Raw genomic sequence first — 17,666 nt, forward strand, 5'->3', positions numbered from 1 at the left:
CCTAAGAGGTTGCATACGCCATGCCTCGCCGGCTGTGGCCTGAAAAATAAAGCGCTATTATCCGGATAGCCCTGAGATGGTTGTTGCATTGCAATGACTGATCTCGGGGCTATTTTTATCAGAGAGGAAAAATGATGTCGTTACAACCATGTCCTTGTGGTCAGGGGCAATATGCCGTGTGCTGCCAGCCGTTGCACTTAAAACAGCGACAGGCTGAACATGCCGAGCAACTGATGCGTTCGCGTTATAGTGCCTTTGCCTTGCAGCAGGTTGACTATATCTTGGAGACGACTGCTCTGGGGCAGCAACCTGCTTTAGACCGTGCCGCAATTGCGGACTGGAGCCAGTCCAATCAATGGCTGCAACTGGACGTAATCCGGCATCAGCCTAAACTGGATAAAACCCATGCGCTGGTTGAGTTCAAGGCACATTATCATGATGGTAAACAAGCCCATGTTCATCATGAGATTTCACATTTTGTGCTGCATCAACAGCAGTGGTATTTTCTTGATCCGACGCTGGATATGCAAATCACCATGAAACAACCCTGTATTTGTGGCTCGGGGAAAAAATTTAAGCAATGTTGTGCACAATTCATCTAAGTTTGACTTAAAATAGCGCACACTTTTATGCCTGATTTAGGGATGTAGGCAGATGTTACTCACCGTAATTTATATTATTGCCATTACTGCGGAAGCCATGACCGGTGCATTGTCAGCGGGACGACGCAGTATGGACTGGTTTGGTGTGGTGCTGATTGCCTGTGTCACGGCCTTGGGGGGCGGTTCGGTACGTGATGTGCTGCTCGGGCATTATCCCCTGACCTGGGTGAAACATCCTGAATATCTGGTGCTTACCTGCGCTGCCGCCTTTGTCACTATTATCATTGCCAAGTGGATGCGTCATTTGCGCAACATCTTTTTGGTGCTGGATGCTTTAGGCCTGATTGGCTTTACCATTATTGGCTGCCAGATTGCCTTGTCGATGGGACATGGTTTTGTGGTGTCTGCGGTGGCAGGGGTATTAACCGGAGTATCGGGCGGGATCTTGCGTGATATCCTGTGTAATGACGTGCCCTTAGTGTTCCGGCGTGAACTGTATGCCAGTATTTCCTTTGTTGCAGTTATCTGTTACTGGGTTTGTCTGCAAGTGGGGTTACCACACGATCTGACCGTCATTTTTACGCTGGTGTTTGGCTTTACCTTACGACTGATTGCGATTTATTTTGGTCTGGAAATGCCGAAATTTATCTATAAAGAGGATGATGCAGAATCGGCCTCCTCTACAGATGAGCATTGATCTGCCTCCGGCAAAACCTAAGCTAGGTAATAAGAAATCAATAATAATAAAAAATGATCTTGAATGGCGGCTTTATCACTTATCGTCCGCCTCAGCATGATGAATGTTTAAGTTTTGAGGTCTTGTAATCTTCCTGAGACACCATTTGACGTTTAAACAACAACAAGGGCTTGTCACAACGCCTGCATCCACATAGCATACAAAACATTGACGATCACAATGATTTTGGATGACTTGCTGAAATGACCAGCCTTGCACATCATGCAACAGAAAACCGTTCCGTAGCCGAATTCACCGAGCAGGCTTACCTGAACTATGCCATGTACGTGATTATGGATCGTGCATTGCCGCATATCAGTGATGGTTTAAAGCCTGTACAACGCCGTATTGTTTATGCAATGAGCGAGCTGGGACTAAAGTCGACCGGCAAGCCGAAAAAATCGGCCCGTACCGTGGGGGATGTACTGGGTAAATATCATCCGCATGGTGACTCGGCGTGTTACGAGGCCATGGTCCTGATGGCACAGCCTTTTAGTTACCGTTATCCACTGGTAGAAGGTCAGGGCAACTGGGGTTCTCCGGACGATCCGAAATCATTTGCCGCAATGCGTTATACCGAAGCCAAGCTGTCTGCCTATAGTGAATTGTTACTCAGCGAACTGGGCCAGGGCACCAGTGAGTGGCAAGACAACTTTGATGGCTCGTTGAAAGAACCGATTACCTTGCCTGCGCGTGTTCCCAATATTTTGCTAAATGGAACAACCGGTATTGCGGTAGGGATGGCCACCGATATTCCCCCACACAACTTGCGTGAAGTGGTTAAGGGCACCATTGCGCTAATTCGTAACCCTGAAATTTCCGATAACAAACTGGCCGAGTATATTCCTGCGCCAGACTTGCCGACCAAAGCGGAAATCATTACCCCGCCTGAAGAATTACTCAAAATTCAGACCACAGGCCGTGGCAGTTACCGTATGCGTGCCGTATATACGGTCGACAAAAATGAAATCGTGATAAGCGAATTACCTTATCAGGTGTCTGGTTCCAAGGTGATTACCCAGATTGCGGACCAGATGATTGCCAAAAAGTTACCGCTGGTCAGCGATGTCCGTGATGAGTCGGATCATCAGAATCCGACCCGTATCGTGATTGTATTACGTTCTAACCGTGTCGATGCCGAAACGGTGATGAGCCACCTATTTGCAACCACCGATCTGGAGTCCAGCTATCGTGTTAACCTGAACATGATCGGGGCTGATGGTCGTCCGCAAGTCAAATCTGTTCGCCGTATCCTGCTCGAATGGATCGAGATTCGTAAGCAAACCGTGACCCGCCGTTTGCAATATCATTTAAATAAAATTGAAAAACGCCTGCATATTCTGGCGGGGCTGTTAATTGCCTATCTGGATATTGATACGGTCATCCGGATTATTCGCGAAGAAGACCAGCCAAAACCGGTATTAATGCAGCATTTTGGTATTGACGAGATTCAGGCCGAAGCGATTCTGGAGCTCAAACTGCGCCATTTGGCCAAGCTTGAAGAGATGGAAATTCGCCGGGAGCAGGAAGAACTGGAAGCCAAAGCGGCCATCATCCGTGAGCAACTGGCCAATCCGGAATCACTGAAAAACCTGATTATCAATGAATTGAAAGAAGACGCGAAAAAGTTTGGTGATGATCGCCGTTCACCGATTGTGGCGCGTGCAGATGCGGTACAGATTAAAGAACAGGATTTAATGCCTGCTGAGCCTGTGACCGTTGTATTGTCGGAAGCCGGCTGGGTCCGTGCGGCCAAAGGGGCAGATGTTGATGCTGCCAACCTGAATTATCGTGCCGGTGACCAGTACCTGAGTCATGCAGTGGGTAAAACCAATCAGCGTGTCTATTTCCTGGATGAAACCGGGCGCAGTTATGCCTTGCCGATCAGCAGCCTGCCTTCGGCACGGGGACTGGGTGAACCGCTGAGCTCAAAACTTTCACCGGCCAGTGGTGTTTCATTTATCCAGGTCTTTATTGATGAGGAGGGCAGTGAACTGCTTGCGACCAGTTCCAACGGTTATGGCTTCAAAAGTCAGGCTGCCCAGCTGGACACTAATGCCAAGGCCGGAAAAGCCTTTTTGACTGTGGCTGAAAATGCAACAGCCTTACCGCTATTGCCGATTCAACAGGCCACTCATGTTGCCATCCTCAGTTCATCAGGGCGTTTACTGATTATTGACTTGAGTGAACTGCCGGTTCTGAACAAAGGCAAGGGTAACAAGTTGATACAACTTGATGAAAAAGAGCAAATTTTATCCATGACAACCCTGACATTAGATGAAATAATCCAGATCGATGCAGGACAGCAGCACCTCAAGCTGAAAGGGGATGATCTTCAAAAATATCTAGGAAAAAGAGCAACAAAGGGGCAACTTTTACCACGTGGATATCAAAAAGCAAATAGACTCTTCATTCAGAGATAAGGCTAGTATTCTGTGATACAAATACGTTATATATGACAATGTATTCATATTGTTTGGATAGGTTGACAGGGCAAATCACAAAGTTAAAAAAAATGTTTTGCCATGGAAAGTAACGTTGTTACATTTTTAAGGATTACCACTCGGAGATAAGGGCATTATGGAAAAGATTTGGTTTGCTGAATACCAAAAGACAGGAATTCCAGAAACAGTTGAACTGCCTGCTGAAAACACCTCACTTGTTGATATTTTTGAACGCAATTTCCAAAAATTTGGTTCACGTGATGCCTTTATCTTCATGGATAAAGTTTTAACGTTTAATGAATTAGAAGTCGCTAGCCGCAAGTTCGCTACCTATTTGCAAACTTTAGGCCTGGCAAAAGGATCGCGTGTTGCGGTGATGATGCCGAACGTATTCCAGTATCCTGTCGTGGCATTGGGGGTGTTCCGTGCAGGTCTGGTTCTGGTGAATGTCAATCCGTTATATACGGCGCGTGAGCTTGAGCATCAGTTGAATGACTCGGGTGCAGAAGCATTGGTGATCATTGAAAACTTTGCCAGCGTTTATCAAAGTATTCTGGGTAAAACACCTGTGAAGCATGTGGTGGTGGCTTCTGTGGGTGACATGCTCGGTACGCTCAAGGGAACTATTGTAAACTTCGTTTTACGCAAAGTCCGTAAGCAGATTCCTGCATGGAATATTCCTGGCCATACGAAATTTAATACTGCATTAAATAAAGCCAATCCAAGCAATTATAAGCGTCCAAGCCTGACCTTGAGCGATACGGCAGTACTCCAGTACACCGGTGGTACCACAGGTGTTTCTAAGGGAGCCGAATTGACACATCGCAACCTTGTAGCCAACCTGCTGCAGTGTGAAGCGATCTTCTCAAGTAAGTTTGGCGCTTCTGACAGTGCAAAAGGCGACCGTATTGTCTGCGCGCTGCCGCTATATCATATCTTTGCATTCATGGTCTGCGCGCTTTACGGTATGTATAAAGGTCAGGCCAACATCCTGATTCCAAATCCACGTGACCTACCTGCAGTGGTCGGTGAATTACGTAAATACCAGCCTTCTTTCTTCCCGGCAGTAAATACCTTGTTTAATGCCTTGGTAAATAATGAAGAATTCAAGCAACTTGACCATAGCAACCTGAAGATGGCGATGGGTGGTGGTATGGCGGTCTTGCCTTCCACAGCAGCAGCATGGAAAAAGATCACAGGAACCACCATTATCGAAGGTTATGGCTTATCTGAAACTTCACCGGTTGCAACTGCAAACCCACCTGCGACCACAGAATTCAGTGGCACGATTGGTATTCCATTGCCATTAACCGAAGTGGCAATCCTGGATGATGACGGTAATGAAGTTGCGCTGGGTGAGCAGGGTGAAATCTCGATTCGTGGCCCTCAGGTCATGAAGGGATACTGGAACCGTCCAGATGAAACGGCCAAAGTGATGACGGCTGACAACTTCTTCCGTACCGGTGACATCGGGGTGATGGATTCACGTGGTTATGTGAAGATTGTTGACCGTAAGAAAGACATGATTCTGGTATCTGGTTTTAACGTCTATCCAAGTGAAATTGAAGAAGTGATTGCCAAGCATCCAAAAGTACTGGAAGTGGCGGCGATCGGTGTGCCGGATGAAAAATCAGGTGAAGTACCGAAGTTATTTATCGTGAAAAAAGATCCTTCTTTAACCACAGAAGAAGTCATTGCTTATGCAAAACAAAACCTGACCGGTTATAAATGCCCTCGTTATGTTGAGTTTATGGAAGAATTACCGAAATCAAACGTGGGTAAGATCTTGCGTAAGGATTTACGTAAACCTGCTTAAGAATCTCACCTTTACGTTACTATAACCGTAGCTCACCCTTTAAAAAGGGAGATGGAGATACTGGAAAGGCGCCGCAATTGCGGCGTTTTTTTATTGAGAGTTCGAGGTAAAATTCTAAATGAAATATGATACTCGGAAACGTCATCTGCAACTGTTCGAGATAGGACTTCATTAATAATGTGTTGTTTCTTCGATGGATTAAACTGGTTGATGGTAGACAACGAGTTTTGCAGATAAACAGCACCGACGCTGTGTAAGATGGTTGTCCTTGCGGAGTATGCGCCTTATCCCGAAAGAAAAGTAGGGCCAGTCGCAGGCTGATCCTGAAATTGGATGAGTACGCTGCAAGATTCCACCAATATAATTTTTACAATAAGTTAGAGAAATCTTGCAGCTTAACTCAGCTTATTTATTATTAGATTTCATCAACCAGCGATCAATATAAGGTCGACCAATTCCTACAATTCCCACAAAGACCACCATCGTTGCCAGCTGGAAACGTAACCGGGTCGGATCAATGCCATGAAAACTGAAATAGTTGTCGGCAACTGCATACAGCACAATGACCGTCAGCCAGTGCCAGAGAGTCAGGCGATAAATACCCACAGCATAAAAAGCGACGGTCAGAATCACAAAAGTACCGAGTGTTGATTGCCAGTTCAGGTTTGCACAGATCACACTAAGCAGGAATGCAACCACCGGTAGCACGACTTTCAGTACACGATCGACTAAAAGCTGATGCTGCCGTTGCTGTGCGAGTACATCAAACATTTGTTTTTGATCGGGTTGGGGCATAGCTTGACCTTAAAACAGTATGAAAAAACACAACTTTTACACAAATAAGAGCGCTAAAAGAAACGCTTGCTGAACAAGTACACATGAATGTTCAATAAAACATAAGTTATGATAGCATGATCAGAAGAACTTCAAATGATGGATGTCAGCATGCAAGGTATTAGCGGCATTATATTGATTATTATCGTCGCGTGTTTGTTGCCGTATGTATTTACCTTGATTGCAAAATCAAAAGGTGGTTTTCAAGCAAAGGACAATCAGAATCCTCGCGACTTTCTGGCGAAAACGACGGGACTGTCTGCCCGTGCCAATGCAGTGCAACAAAATAGCTTTGAAAGTTTGCCCTTGTTTATTGCGGCCATTTTAATGGCAGAATATATGGTGGTGCCTGAACGCTTTATTCTGACCTTTGGCTGGGCGTACATCGTATTCCGTGTCATTTACGGACTCTGTTATTTGGCCAATCTGGCCACATTACGTTCGATTATCTGGTTTTTCTCCCTGCTTTGCCCGATTCTACTGCTTGTGATTACCATTAAAATGACTTGAACCAGCTGGCTATAAAATTCGCCAGCTCGCTACATATCTAGCATCATTTTCCCTGTATTCACGGTATAATCGGTCTGATTTTACATCTAACTTCACAATATAAACGAGTGTTGATATGAGTTATAGCAATATTCCTGCGGGTAAAGACGCGCCAAACGACATCTATGTCATTATTGAAATTCCTGCAAATGCAGCACCGATCAAATACGAAATCGACAAAGATTCAGATGCGTTATTTGTAGACCGTTTCATGGGTACAGCAATGTTCTACCCGGCAAACTATGGTTATGTACCAAATACCTTGTCTGAAGATGGTGATCCATTAGACGTACTTGTTGTAACTCCACACCCTGTTGCTGCCGGTTCAGTAATTCGCTGCCGTCCGGTAGGCAAATTAAACATGGAAGATGACGGTGGTATCGATGCGAAACTGATCGCGGTTCCACACGAAAAATTATCTCCACTGTATAAAGATGTACAGGAATATACCGATCTTCCGCCATTATTGATCAGCCAGGTTGAGCATTTCTTTGCTCACTATAAAGATTTAGAGCCGGGTAAATGGGTCAAAATCAGTGGCTGGGAAGGTGCTGACGTTGCCAAAGCTGAAGTACTTAAAGCAATCGAAGCGGCTAAAAAGTAATTTTGAATTGCTTGACCAGAGTTTAAAATTTTAAAATCTGGTTATAAAAAAACTCCATTCATGTGAATGGAGTTTTTTATTGCCTGACGGGCTGTGAATTAGAATAATTTCACAGGAATATCAAGCCAGATACGCCATTCGTTGGTATCACCAATGTAGGCATTCGTTTGATATTCATCACTTGCACGGTAATAGGAGTGACGTAAACGTAAGCTTGCATCTTTGGCAAAACCAGATTGAACGGTATATTTTACCTGGTTAAAGAATTCACGTTCATGTGCATTATCAGTCAAATTCTTGACTTTGATATCCCAGCCATAGACATAAGCTGTTGTCCAGCTTAAGCCAGGTACGCCATAACCACCAAAGTCGACGTTATATTGTAATTGCGCAGATTTTTCGCTGTTACCAATAAAGTCAGACAGGTAAGAGTTTGGCAAATAGATACTTTGAGCGCCATCAGCGTTCTCGCCGTAATCATAACCGGTATTGCCGTTGTTTTGTTGATACGCCAGCATTACGCTATGTGGACCTGTGTTATAGGTCGTAGAAAGCGCCCAAATGGTATTTTTACGGTTAGACAAATCATCTGTCGTACTTGAATAAGTGCTCGCTTCTTCATCCCATTTGGTATGGTAGGCACTTAAATCATAAGTAAGGCCACTGTCTTTGTCTAATGGCTGCTTATAGTTTGCATTGACATAATGACGTTTAAGTTTGTTTTTGCTATCCATGCCAAAATAAGAAGTACTTAAATTGTCATCGAATTTGTATTTTGCGCCCCAAACCACAGCACTATCTAGCTTACGGCCGTCGGTATTGATCTGGTCCGAATACTGATCTTTAGTGAATTTACCTGCAGTAAGTTCTAAACCGTCAATCTCACGGCTAGTAGCCAAGACACCTTCAAAGTATTCCGGTACCAAACGGGCTGTATTACTTGCTAAGACAGGAATATCGAGAACCTGTGTACCATAAGTTACCGTAGTATTCGAGATACGTGCTTTTACAAAACCGCCGCCACGTGCCCAATGATCATAAGCAGAACCATCTGGGTGTTTCGGGATCATGCCGTTGCCAGCATTGTTATTTGAGCCTAATTTAAAAGAGCCATCGCCGATCACACCAGCGCCAAAGCCAACTAAACCTTGAGTAAAACCTGTTTCAAGTTTCACCATTGCCGTCTGAGCATATGAGCTAGTGTCTTCGACACCATTCTTTTTGTCACGATTTAAATAACCAGTACGGAATAAAATATCCCCTTTGGCGTCTTCAACAAGTCCTTTTGCTTCGCTTTGTTCGCTTGCATATGTTGAGGTAATTAACGCGGCATTAATCAAAACCGCTAAAGTAAGTTTCTTTGCCTTTGGCATAGCTCGCCTCATTAGAAATAATAAATTTGGGATAAAACCGAAATTTTGATCAATTGTATAAGTTATGCATAAAAAAGATAGATTTTTATTAAAAAATTTTAATTATTTTTAAATAAAATACTTATAAAATTTTATGATTTATTTCCTGTTTAAAAAACATGCATTTTAAAATTAAATATATGATTTTAAATTATATTATTATTTATTCTGGGCATAAAACAAGCTGGTTATTTTTTGTCTGGTTCGTATGAAACTGTGTGATTTATTGAAGTAATTTTTCTTTTATTTTAAATATTTATTTTTTCTTTGTTTAAAAAATATTCATATTGATCTGCAAAAAATGACATCCCGACGAATGGTAATGACTGTCCATTCTAAACCTTACCCATATTCAGGCAGATTTAAGTTTTTACTTACGCACTTTTATGGAACACATCCTGTTTTTATAACGATATGCCGATATTTTAAGCAATTTGGGCAGTTTTATGATTCAGGAAATGCCTCTTTTTTGTGCGAAAAATAGTCTTGAATGCGTTAGCGCGTCTAAACAGATCAAAAATCCAAAGGAGTTTGACAAGGGGGCAACTTGGAGGTCGTAAAACTGCAATTAGAGCGTCGTTATTGATTAAAACCAGGTTGAATTGGGGTTTGATTGAAGTTGGCACAGCAATTGCTACTGACTAGGCGATGCAATTTAAAAATTTAAATCAGTCGAATATCCATCATGGGGGAGATCAAGATGATGAAATTTGCATGTAAAGCAATCGCGTTGAGTATTTGTGCAGTGACATCGACTTTTGCGATGGCAGACCAACCCAATACCTTATCTCAATACGGCCTGAGCTTTTCGGGAACGGCTGCGTTAACGACCGATTATCGTTATCGTGGTATCACACAAACCCAATCCGATCCGGCGGTACAAGGTGGCTTTGCATTAACGCATTCATCTGGTGTTTATGCCGGGGTGTGGGGCTCAAATGTCAATTTTGGCGGAGCGGACCCTCATCTGGAACTTGACCCTTATATCGGTTATGCGACAGAACTGCCATTTGCCGGCAAGCCGACCCTGGATGTGGGATTATGGTATTACGGTTATCCGAGCGCCTCAGATATCAACTGGTTGGAACTCTATGCAAAACTGGGCTTTAAAAATGTACTGACAGCCGGGGATAGCCTGTTGGGCAGTTTGAACTATACCAACGATTTTGCCGGCACAGATGAGAATGGCTGGTATGTCAATGCCACCTATAACATTCCGTTTGCCGATACCGGCTTTGGTGGTGTGGCAAGTGTAGGATACACCAAGGTCGATAATTATGACTTCAGTGATACCGGTGGTGAAGACGATAACTATGTCGACTGGAAAGTTGGTGTGACCTATAGTGTCAAATCGGTATCTGGCCTGACTGCTGAACTGGCTGCAGTCGGCACCAATATTGACGCAGATTTCCAGCCGTATAAGCGTGGTACCGAGACCGGTGCCGTCTTTACCTTGACCAAGGCATTCTAAGTTTGCTTGGATAAACAAAAAGCCAGCTCTATTGCTGGCTTTTTTATCTTTACTTTAAAAAGGCTTAAGCCTGATTGCCCCGATAGGACAGTGCTTCGGTTAAATGACTGCTATTGATCCTTTCACTTTCTGCCAGATCGGCAATGGTGCGAGCAACGCGCAATACCCGATGATAGGCACGGGCAGACAGGTTGAGCCGTTGTTGTGCCATTTCGATGATTTTTGTCGAACTGTCATCTAACAGGGCATGCTGTTCCAGTAACTTGGGGGATAAAGCCTGATTTAAACACTGCTGTCTCTGAACCTGCCTTTCATAGGCGGTGATGACACGTTGCCTGACACTGGCTGAACTTTCTGTTGGCGTGCGGTCTTGAAGTTCCTGGGCCTGTAAAGGCGGAACATCAATATGTAAATCAATACGATCTAGCAATGGTCCGGAAATACGGTTCTGGTAGCGTTGAATACTTTCCGGGGAGCATTGACAGCGACTATCCTGATTAAAGGCATAGCCACACGGGCACGGATTCATCGCAGCAATAAACTGGAAATTCGCAGGAAAGGTCATTTGCCGTGCCGCACGAGAAATCACGATCTCCTTGGACTCTAACGGTTGACGTAATACTTCTAGTACCTTGCGGTCAAATTCCGGTAATTCATCCAGAAACAGCACCCCTAAATGTGCCAAAGTAATTTCCCCCGGTTTGGGCTGCGAGCCACTGTCATTTCCAAAGAACTATGCGACAATATGATCTAGGGTCAATGACTTAGACTGCCTTTTACAAAGAATTATGCGACAAATTTTATAAAGAACTATGCAACGGACCTCAGAATGAACAATCAATCATGCGACACCGTTAACATCGTACCAGCTCGAAGAAAAATTGGTAATACACGTATCAGTGTATCTGGATTGTATCCCTTTAAAAAAGATTCCGCAGTTGCTTTTGAATCAACTCTTGAACGAGATTTCCTTATTCGATTAGAGATTGACCCCAATGTTCTTGCTGTTGAGTCTCAACCCTTTACCATTGAGTATTTTGATAATGGACAGAAACGAGTTTATACCCCTGACTTTCTCGTAACTTATAAGCATGATGATTTTCTTCCATTTATTGCACCTAAACTGGTTGAAGTAAAACCTATAGATGAATTGCAAGTTAATTTACATTTATGGAAAGCTAGATATCGTGCTGCTATGAGGGTATGCAAAGAAGAGGGTTGGAAATTTCATATTGCACATGAGGGTCGGATTAGGGATCAGTTATGGTCGAATGCCATGTTTCTACAAAAGTACCGAAAGATGGAATTTCCTCCTGCCGATTCAATGCACCTATTGGCTTACGTGAGAGATCGAGGAGCCGTAACTTTTGAGACTCTATTAGCCAGACATTTTCTTGGCAAATGGGACAGAGCAAATGGAATTAGTCAAATCTGGTATTTAGTTGCTCATGGTTATCTGGTTTGCGATTTAAGCGCACCTTTACAGCCATCTACTGAACTTTGGGTAAGTGGGAGTTTGTCATGAATGATAGACGTGTGAATATCAAAATAGCTGCTGGGGAGCCTGTTCAGATAAAAGGGATTCCCCATACGATTATTGAAGTCATTGACCTGAAATCAGTTTTTGTTGAAAACAATAATACAGGTAGGAAAAATATTGCGGCTATCAGTGAATTAAGGCCGTCAATAGCTGTGGAACAACTTGAAGATCTAGAGCTCATCGCTGATAAAGACTGGGTTGAGGCTGAAAGGCGTTTCAACATCATCCGTCCTTTCATTGAGGGAGGTGTGAGTGGTCGTAAGGAAGTAGAATTACGTGCTCAGGAATATGATATAAATCCAGCCACCATATATAGATGGTTAAAAGTTTATAAAGCATATGGAACTATTGATGGATTGCGACCTAGAAAAGAGGGATTGCCACAAGGCAAGAAGATAATTAATAAACATGCTGAAGCAATCATTGAAAAAGCCATCAACGATTTATATCTAACTAATCAAAGAATAAGTGTTCAAAAAGTTGTACTTGAAGTGAAACGCTTATGTCATGAATACCATATCCTAGAGGTGCCTCATGCCAATACAGTAAGAAATCGTATTGCAGCGATTAGCCAGAGAGACTCACTTCGTAAGAGGGGGCATAAGGAAAAGGCCGATAACAAATTTACACCTGCCGCAGGGAAATTCCCTCATGCTGATTATCCACTTGCCGTTGTACAGATTGACCATACACCCGTTGATCTTATTCTGGTTGATGATTTTAGCAGGTGCCCTATAGGACGACCTTTTCTTACATTGGCAATTGATGTGCGTACAAGGGTAGTTGTGGGATATTACTTATCATTAGATGCTCCCTCTGTTATGTCTATTGCAATGAGCGTTTCTCAAGCTGTACTGCCCAAAGAGAAATGGCTAGCTTCGCGCAAGATTCAAGCTGAATGGCCTGTCTGGGGAATTATGAACACCATTCATGTCGATAATGGACCGGAGTTTCACTCAGAAACTTTCAGAAATGCCTGTATGGCACATGATATTCGTCTGGAATACCGACCAGTTAAAAAACCACGTTTTGGTGGGCACATTGAACGATTGATGGGAACATTTGCAACGGATATTCACGCAGTTCCAGGAACAACTTTTTCAAATATTTTTGAAAGAAAAGGCTATAACTCAGATACGGAAGCAGTTTTCACATTTTCCGAATTTGAGGACTGGCTAATTGATTTTATCTGTAATGTTTACCACAAAAGAAAACACTCTGCTTTAGGTACTTCTCCACTACATGCTTTTGAGTTGGGTATCTTTGGCGATAAAAACACGTTAGGTTCTGGAGCTGCCAGATTGCCTGCAAATGATCATAATTTCTTTCTTGATTTTCTACCAAGTTTTGAAAGGACGATTCAAACAACAGGTGTAACAATTGATGGCCTTGCTTATTATGCTGATGTATTAAGAGGTTGGATTAATGCTGTAGACCCCTACAATCAAAAGGAAAAACGTAAATTTATCTTTAGGCGTGATCCAAGAAATATTAGTGAGATATGGTTCTTTGATCCCGAAATCAAAAATTATTTTAAGGTACCTTTAGCGGATCAAAGTATTCCGCCATTTAGTATTTGGGAACACAAAAAGATTCAGGAACTAAAAAAGGAAACTGGCGAATATCTAAAAGATCATGAACTTGGACAGGCTCTAGCTAAACTTAGGGAACGTGTTCAGGAAGCAAGCACTAAAACTCGACGGGCTCGCAGATCACGTCAGCGCAGTACCCAACACCAAACGAGTGTTAATCCTGCATCAATTCAGGGCAAAAAACATCAACAGGAAAGTACGATTTTGGAGCAACAGCTTGAAAGCGTATATGGTTTATTGCCTCTCGACGAGCTGGAAAATGATGAGGATATTTCATGAGTAACTATTCACATGTTTTTCAAGAGTTTCGCCCTATTGTGGAACAGCCTAATGAGGACAGACTCTACTTCCTAGAAGAGGACCGATGGATTGGGTATCCAGCAGCCAATGACTTGCTAGACCAATTGAAAGGATTCCTGACACTTCCTAAGCGGAGCCGTATGCCCAACTTACTGGTATTGAGTAAGCCAAATAATGGTAAGACTTCAATTATTAATCAGTTCTTTAAGCTGTATGGGGAGGGTTATGTCAATGCAGAAAATAATGCAGTAAAACCTGTAATTGTTGTGCAGGCACCTGTTTCACCTGATGAGAAAGCTTTGTATATGGCTATTCTTGATAAGTTCTGGATTCCCTTTCGAGAAAGAGACCCTGTTGCGAAGCTACGTTACCAAGTGGTTCATTGCCTTAAACTTTACGAGGTAAAACTCCTCATTATCGATGAAATGAATTCTTTATTATGTGGCAGCCCGATTAAGCAAAGAACAGTAATGAATGCAATTAAGTATTTGTGTAATGAAACACAGATACCCATTGTTGGGTTTGGTACAGAAGAAGCTATTAGTGTCCTGCGTACTGATCCACAGCATGTAAGTCGTTTTCGTGTGGTTAATTTGCCCTTATGGAAACTAGATAAGGACTTTCAGGCCATGGTAAATAAGTTTGAAAAAGTTCTTCCACTCAAACAGGCTTCCAAACTGGCTGAGCCAGCAACAGTAAAATATCTACATGATATTACCGATGGAAATTTAGGTAATCTGCGAACGATTTTACGGGAAGCTGCAAAGAAAGCTATTATTTCTGGTCAGGAGTTTATCGACCGTAGCTTACTAGAAAGTGTGAAATAAGCCATGTGGAGGACTAGGTATGATAGGTACAACAGAAGTCCATTCATGGTTTATCCCCACGGCTTTACAGAAAGATGAGGCATTGTCTTCATGGTTGATACGTGCTGCACTCGATAGTGGTTGTGACCCATTAAGTCTAACTGGGGTACTCTGGCCTAAATGGCGAATTTGGTCAGTAGATGTAGATCGAGGTTTAAGCTCAGAGCATTTACGGGCCTTGGTCAATACAACAAAAATTGATGAAAGCCAATTTGATTCGGCTACGCTTAGCAATTTCTTATTTAAATATAACTTGGATAATAGAACCCTTGATCCATGGTATCTGGTATTAGGTACAAGAAACCGCAAGCATCGAGGTGGTTGGCAATATTGTCCTAAGTGTTTGTCTGAGGATGATGTTGCCTATTTCCGTTTGCCCTGGCGCTTTGCCTGGCATACAGGCTGTATGAAACATAATCAGCGTTTACATGATCAATGTCCACACTGCCATAATGCCATTCAACCTAGGCGACTTGAAGCCCCTGATCAGGTTATGACTTGCTGTTCAATATGTAAAAAAAGCTTATTGGAGGTTAATGAACGTTTTATGGATTGTCATGCCTTGGCATTCCAAAAAATCTTTGATCAATTCTTGGAACAAGGCCGTGCAACCTATCAGGATAATTTGATTTCACTAAATGATTGGTTAACGGTGATTAAGTTATTTTCACAATTTATTAGAAAAGTTCTAGCTAGTTCATCAAATGGAAAAGGATGGGCTTTTCTTGAACAACTTAAGATACAGGTACCCCATTCTGAGCTTATCTCGAATGGATTGGTTATTAGCCAACTTCAAGTTATCGAGAGGGAACGGCTATTTTCCTGTATTTATCAATTACTCATCATTCCCCTAGAAAAATTTATTGAAACAGCACAATCTTTAAATATGAACAGATCTTCATTTTGGGATAAGAGAAACCAGGTGCCAGCCATATTAAGACCTATTGAAGAACAGTTGGGCTCGGTTTATAGGAACTACCCTCCAAAAAGAGCATTAGTTGATACCCGCAAACCTAAAAGTAAGGAGGCTGTAATACGAAAGTTTTTGAGATTAAAAAGAAAATTAGGATAGTGTTTGGAGGGAAACGCTATGTCTCAGTGTGATGAATGTGGTAATGCAGTTGAAAAGATACACCGACGCTATAAACAGCGTAACTATTGCCATAAATGCTATGTGCGAGTTTTTAAAAAAAGAGATTGCCCATCATGTAGTAAAAGCTCAAGATTGCACAAAACTGATCAATTGGCTGTTTGCCAAAAATGTGAAACTAATCGCCCCTGTATTCGATGTCAACGTATGGATTACTCTGTAGGCAAAATAACGGAACAAGGACCTGTTTGTAATAGCTGCTCAGTTTATTTTAGAAAGTTTCAAGCTTGTGAACGATGTGGCGTGGCATCACAAAGTTTGTCTCGTATCAGCCGTTTTGATGATAATTTAAGAGTTTGCACAAAGTGTGCAACCCGTGATTACCAGACATGCCAAAGTTGTAGAAGATATAGGTCGGTTGAGCAGGATGCTGTGTCAGGCGAAATGCTTTGTAAAAAATGTTCAAGCTATCCACCACTTCAATGTTTAACCTGTCAGCAACAAATTCCTGCTGGATGTGGAAAATATTGTGAATCATGTTCATGGCGAAGAATATTGGGCAATAGGATTAAAGAACTAGTTAATACATTAGTGAATCCAAGTGTTAAAGGTTACTTTGAAGAATATATGAATTGGCTTGATCATGAGGTAGGACCACATAAGGCTGTATTGCTAATTCATAAACACATTCAGTTCTTTGAAAAGACCAATAATCTTTGGAGAGATCAGATCCCAGATTATGCCCCTTTATTACACAGACTAAGAGCAGGCGGTCTACGCAAATATGAGCTACCAATGCGATGGTTAGTTTCAATGTATAAACTAGAAATCAATACAGAATTAAAAGATCAGTGTTCAGAATTGGATCAATTGGAGAGGTTGATAAAGTCATCCCCAGAATTAACTTTGTCTGCCCAAGTGCTTCAGGAATATGATCAATATTTAAAAAATAAAATGAAACTGGGTAACACCACTCTTCGCTCGACCCGTTTAGCCATGAAACCAGCCTCCGCATTAATGCAATTGGTTAATCAGTCTCGATTAGACTTACCTACGATGTGGCATGTGAAACATTACTTATATCAATCACCAGGACAAGCAGCGGCATTAACGGGCTTTCTTAACTTTCTAAATAAAAATTATGATACTCAGTTGAACTCAACAAGAATGTTGGATAAAGAATCGAAAAATAAAAGTAATTTGAAGAAGTTAGAAAAAGATTTACTAACAATGATGAAAAATCCAACAGAAAATTTTGATGAGTTAGCCTGGGTGAGACTGAGTTTGGGATATTTTCATGGATTGGATAAAAATATTTGTAATCATATAGATAATGTTGATATTAAAGTTGAGAAAGATGGCTTTAGCGTCTTGATTAATAATCAACAGTATTGGATACCGAATATAGGGTTTTGCTGAATAAGATTCTAATCTAGAAGAAGTCATCTTCCTCATATGATTTCTGCCTATGTAATATAAATTAACTTGATTTAATACATCCTTACAGTATTACTTTCGTTTTATGACTTCTCTTTCCTCCAAAACATACATTGACTGGACGCCCGCTTAAAACTATTATTCCGTTGCTGGCCTAAATTGTCAGTCGGTTTTAGCAGACCGTGGCGTATAGCGTACCAGATTCATACTTTTCCAAGTATGGATTATGTGCGAAACCTTCTTGTTCCCCCTTTGCGGTAGAACGGGAGGGGGACGCTTCGTGCGTGCTGGTTCTATATGCCCAGTCTGCTAACCCCCTCTTTGTTCTACCACCATCATTTAGCAGTGATTTGGTAGAATCTTTATTCGCATA

At 42.2% G+C, this 17,666-nt stretch carries 14 protein-coding genes and 1 pseudogene; 12 read left to right on the top strand and 3 right to left on the bottom strand.

Annotated elements, in window-relative coordinates; genetic code table 11:
• Positions 1-131 precede the first annotated feature (131 nt).
• From OC23_RS05495 to OC23_RS05510, 4 genes are all read left to right on the top strand, one after another.
• Entirely contained in the window at positions 132-602 is a 471-nt protein-coding gene (locus OC23_RS05495; RefSeq protein ID WP_038343406.1) for a YchJ family protein, read from the top strand.
• A 52-nt stretch (positions 603-654) separates the two neighbouring features.
• Complete coding sequence (locus tag OC23_RS05500; RefSeq protein ID WP_038343408.1) at positions 655-1,299, top strand: trimeric intracellular cation channel family protein; 645 nt, start codon at positions 655-657, stop codon at positions 1,297-1,299.
• A 242-nt stretch (positions 1,300-1,541) separates the two neighbouring features.
• Complete coding sequence (gene parC / locus OC23_RS05505) at positions 1,542-3,761, top strand: DNA topoisomerase IV subunit A (protein ID WP_038343410.1); 2,220 nt, start codon at positions 1,542-1,544, stop codon at positions 3,759-3,761.
• 157 nt (positions 3,762-3,918) lie between these two features.
• Positions 3,919-5,598 carry a long-chain-fatty-acid--CoA ligase gene (locus OC23_RS05510; protein ID WP_038343411.1) on the top strand — a complete coding sequence of 560 codons (1,680 nt, stop codon included), beginning with the start codon at positions 3,919-3,921 and terminating at the stop codon, positions 5,596-5,598.
• A gap of 405 nt (positions 5,599-6,003) precedes the next feature.
• Here the strand turns inward: OC23_RS05510 and OC23_RS05515 are convergent, their stop codons facing one another.
• Entirely contained in the window at positions 6,004-6,393 is a 390-nt protein-coding gene (locus OC23_RS05515) for a hypothetical protein (protein WP_038343412.1), read from the bottom strand.
• 150 nt (positions 6,394-6,543) lie between these two features.
• Here OC23_RS05515 and OC23_RS05520 point away from each other — a divergent pair, with 150 nt between their 5' ends.
• Together OC23_RS05520 and ppa are read left to right on the top strand one after the other, a co-directional pair.
• Entirely contained in the window at positions 6,544-6,942 is a 399-nt protein-coding gene (locus OC23_RS05520) for an MAPEG family protein (protein WP_038343413.1), read from the top strand.
• A gap of 115 nt (positions 6,943-7,057) precedes the next feature.
• Complete coding sequence (ppa, locus tag OC23_RS05525) at positions 7,058-7,585, top strand: inorganic diphosphatase (RefSeq protein ID WP_038343414.1); 528 nt, start codon at positions 7,058-7,060, stop codon at positions 7,583-7,585.
• 98 nt (positions 7,586-7,683) lie between these two features.
• Here ppa and OC23_RS05530 read toward each other — a convergent pair whose 3' ends face one another.
• Positions 7,684-8,958, bottom strand: coding sequence for an OprD family outer membrane porin (locus OC23_RS05530; protein WP_038343415.1), 1,275 nt, complete (start codon positions 8,956-8,958; stop codon positions 7,684-7,686).
• Positions 8,959-9,697: 739 nt separating this feature from the next.
• On the opposite strand from OC23_RS05530, the gene OC23_RS05535 reads away from it, so the two are divergent.
• Positions 9,698-10,468, top strand: coding sequence for a TorF family putative porin (locus tag OC23_RS05535; protein WP_038343416.1), 771 nt, complete (start codon positions 9,698-9,700; stop codon positions 10,466-10,468).
• Positions 10,469-10,532: 64 nt separating this feature from the next.
• Here the strand turns inward: OC23_RS05535 and OC23_RS05540 are convergent.
• A pseudogene (locus OC23_RS05540) lies at positions 10,533-11,183 on the bottom strand (ATP-binding protein); the annotation flags it as partial.
• 114 nt (positions 11,184-11,297) lie between these two features.
• Between OC23_RS05540 and OC23_RS05545 the strand changes: the two are divergent.
• The 5 genes from OC23_RS05545 to OC23_RS05565 are packed head-to-tail and all read left to right on the top strand — an operon-like array spanning position 11,298 to position 17,275.
• A complete protein-coding gene (locus tag OC23_RS05545) occupies positions 11,298-11,993 on the top strand; it encodes a heteromeric transposase endonuclease subunit TnsA (protein WP_038343417.1) in 696 nt (231 codons plus the stop codon).
• Positions 11,990-13,879, top strand: a complete 1,890-nt coding sequence (locus OC23_RS05550; RefSeq protein WP_038343418.1) for a Mu transposase C-terminal domain-containing protein — start codon at positions 11,990-11,992, stop codon at positions 13,877-13,879. The genes OC23_RS05545 and OC23_RS05550 overlap by 4 nt, the downstream gene beginning before the upstream one ends.
• On the top strand, positions 13,876-14,727 hold the full coding sequence (locus tag OC23_RS05555) for a TniB family NTP-binding protein (RefSeq protein ID WP_038343419.1): 852 nt from the start codon (positions 13,876-13,878) through the stop codon (positions 14,725-14,727). The genes OC23_RS05550 and OC23_RS05555 overlap by 4 nt, the downstream gene beginning before the upstream one ends.
• A 19-nt stretch (positions 14,728-14,746) precedes the next feature.
• The gene (locus tag OC23_RS05560) at positions 14,747-15,838 is read left to right on the top strand and encodes a TniQ family protein (protein ID WP_038343421.1); all 1,092 of its coding nucleotides are present in this window, start codon (positions 14,747-14,749) and stop codon (positions 15,836-15,838) included.
• Positions 15,839-15,856: 18 nt separating this feature from the next.
• Positions 15,857-17,275, top strand: coding sequence for a hypothetical protein (locus tag OC23_RS05565; RefSeq protein ID WP_038343422.1), 1,419 nt, complete (start codon positions 15,857-15,859; stop codon positions 17,273-17,275).
• The last annotated feature ends 391 nt before the right edge of the window (positions 17,276-17,666 follow it).

The organism is Acinetobacter sp. A47, assembly GCF_000805455.1.
GTDB lineage: Bacteria > Pseudomonadota > Gammaproteobacteria > Pseudomonadales > Moraxellaceae > Acinetobacter.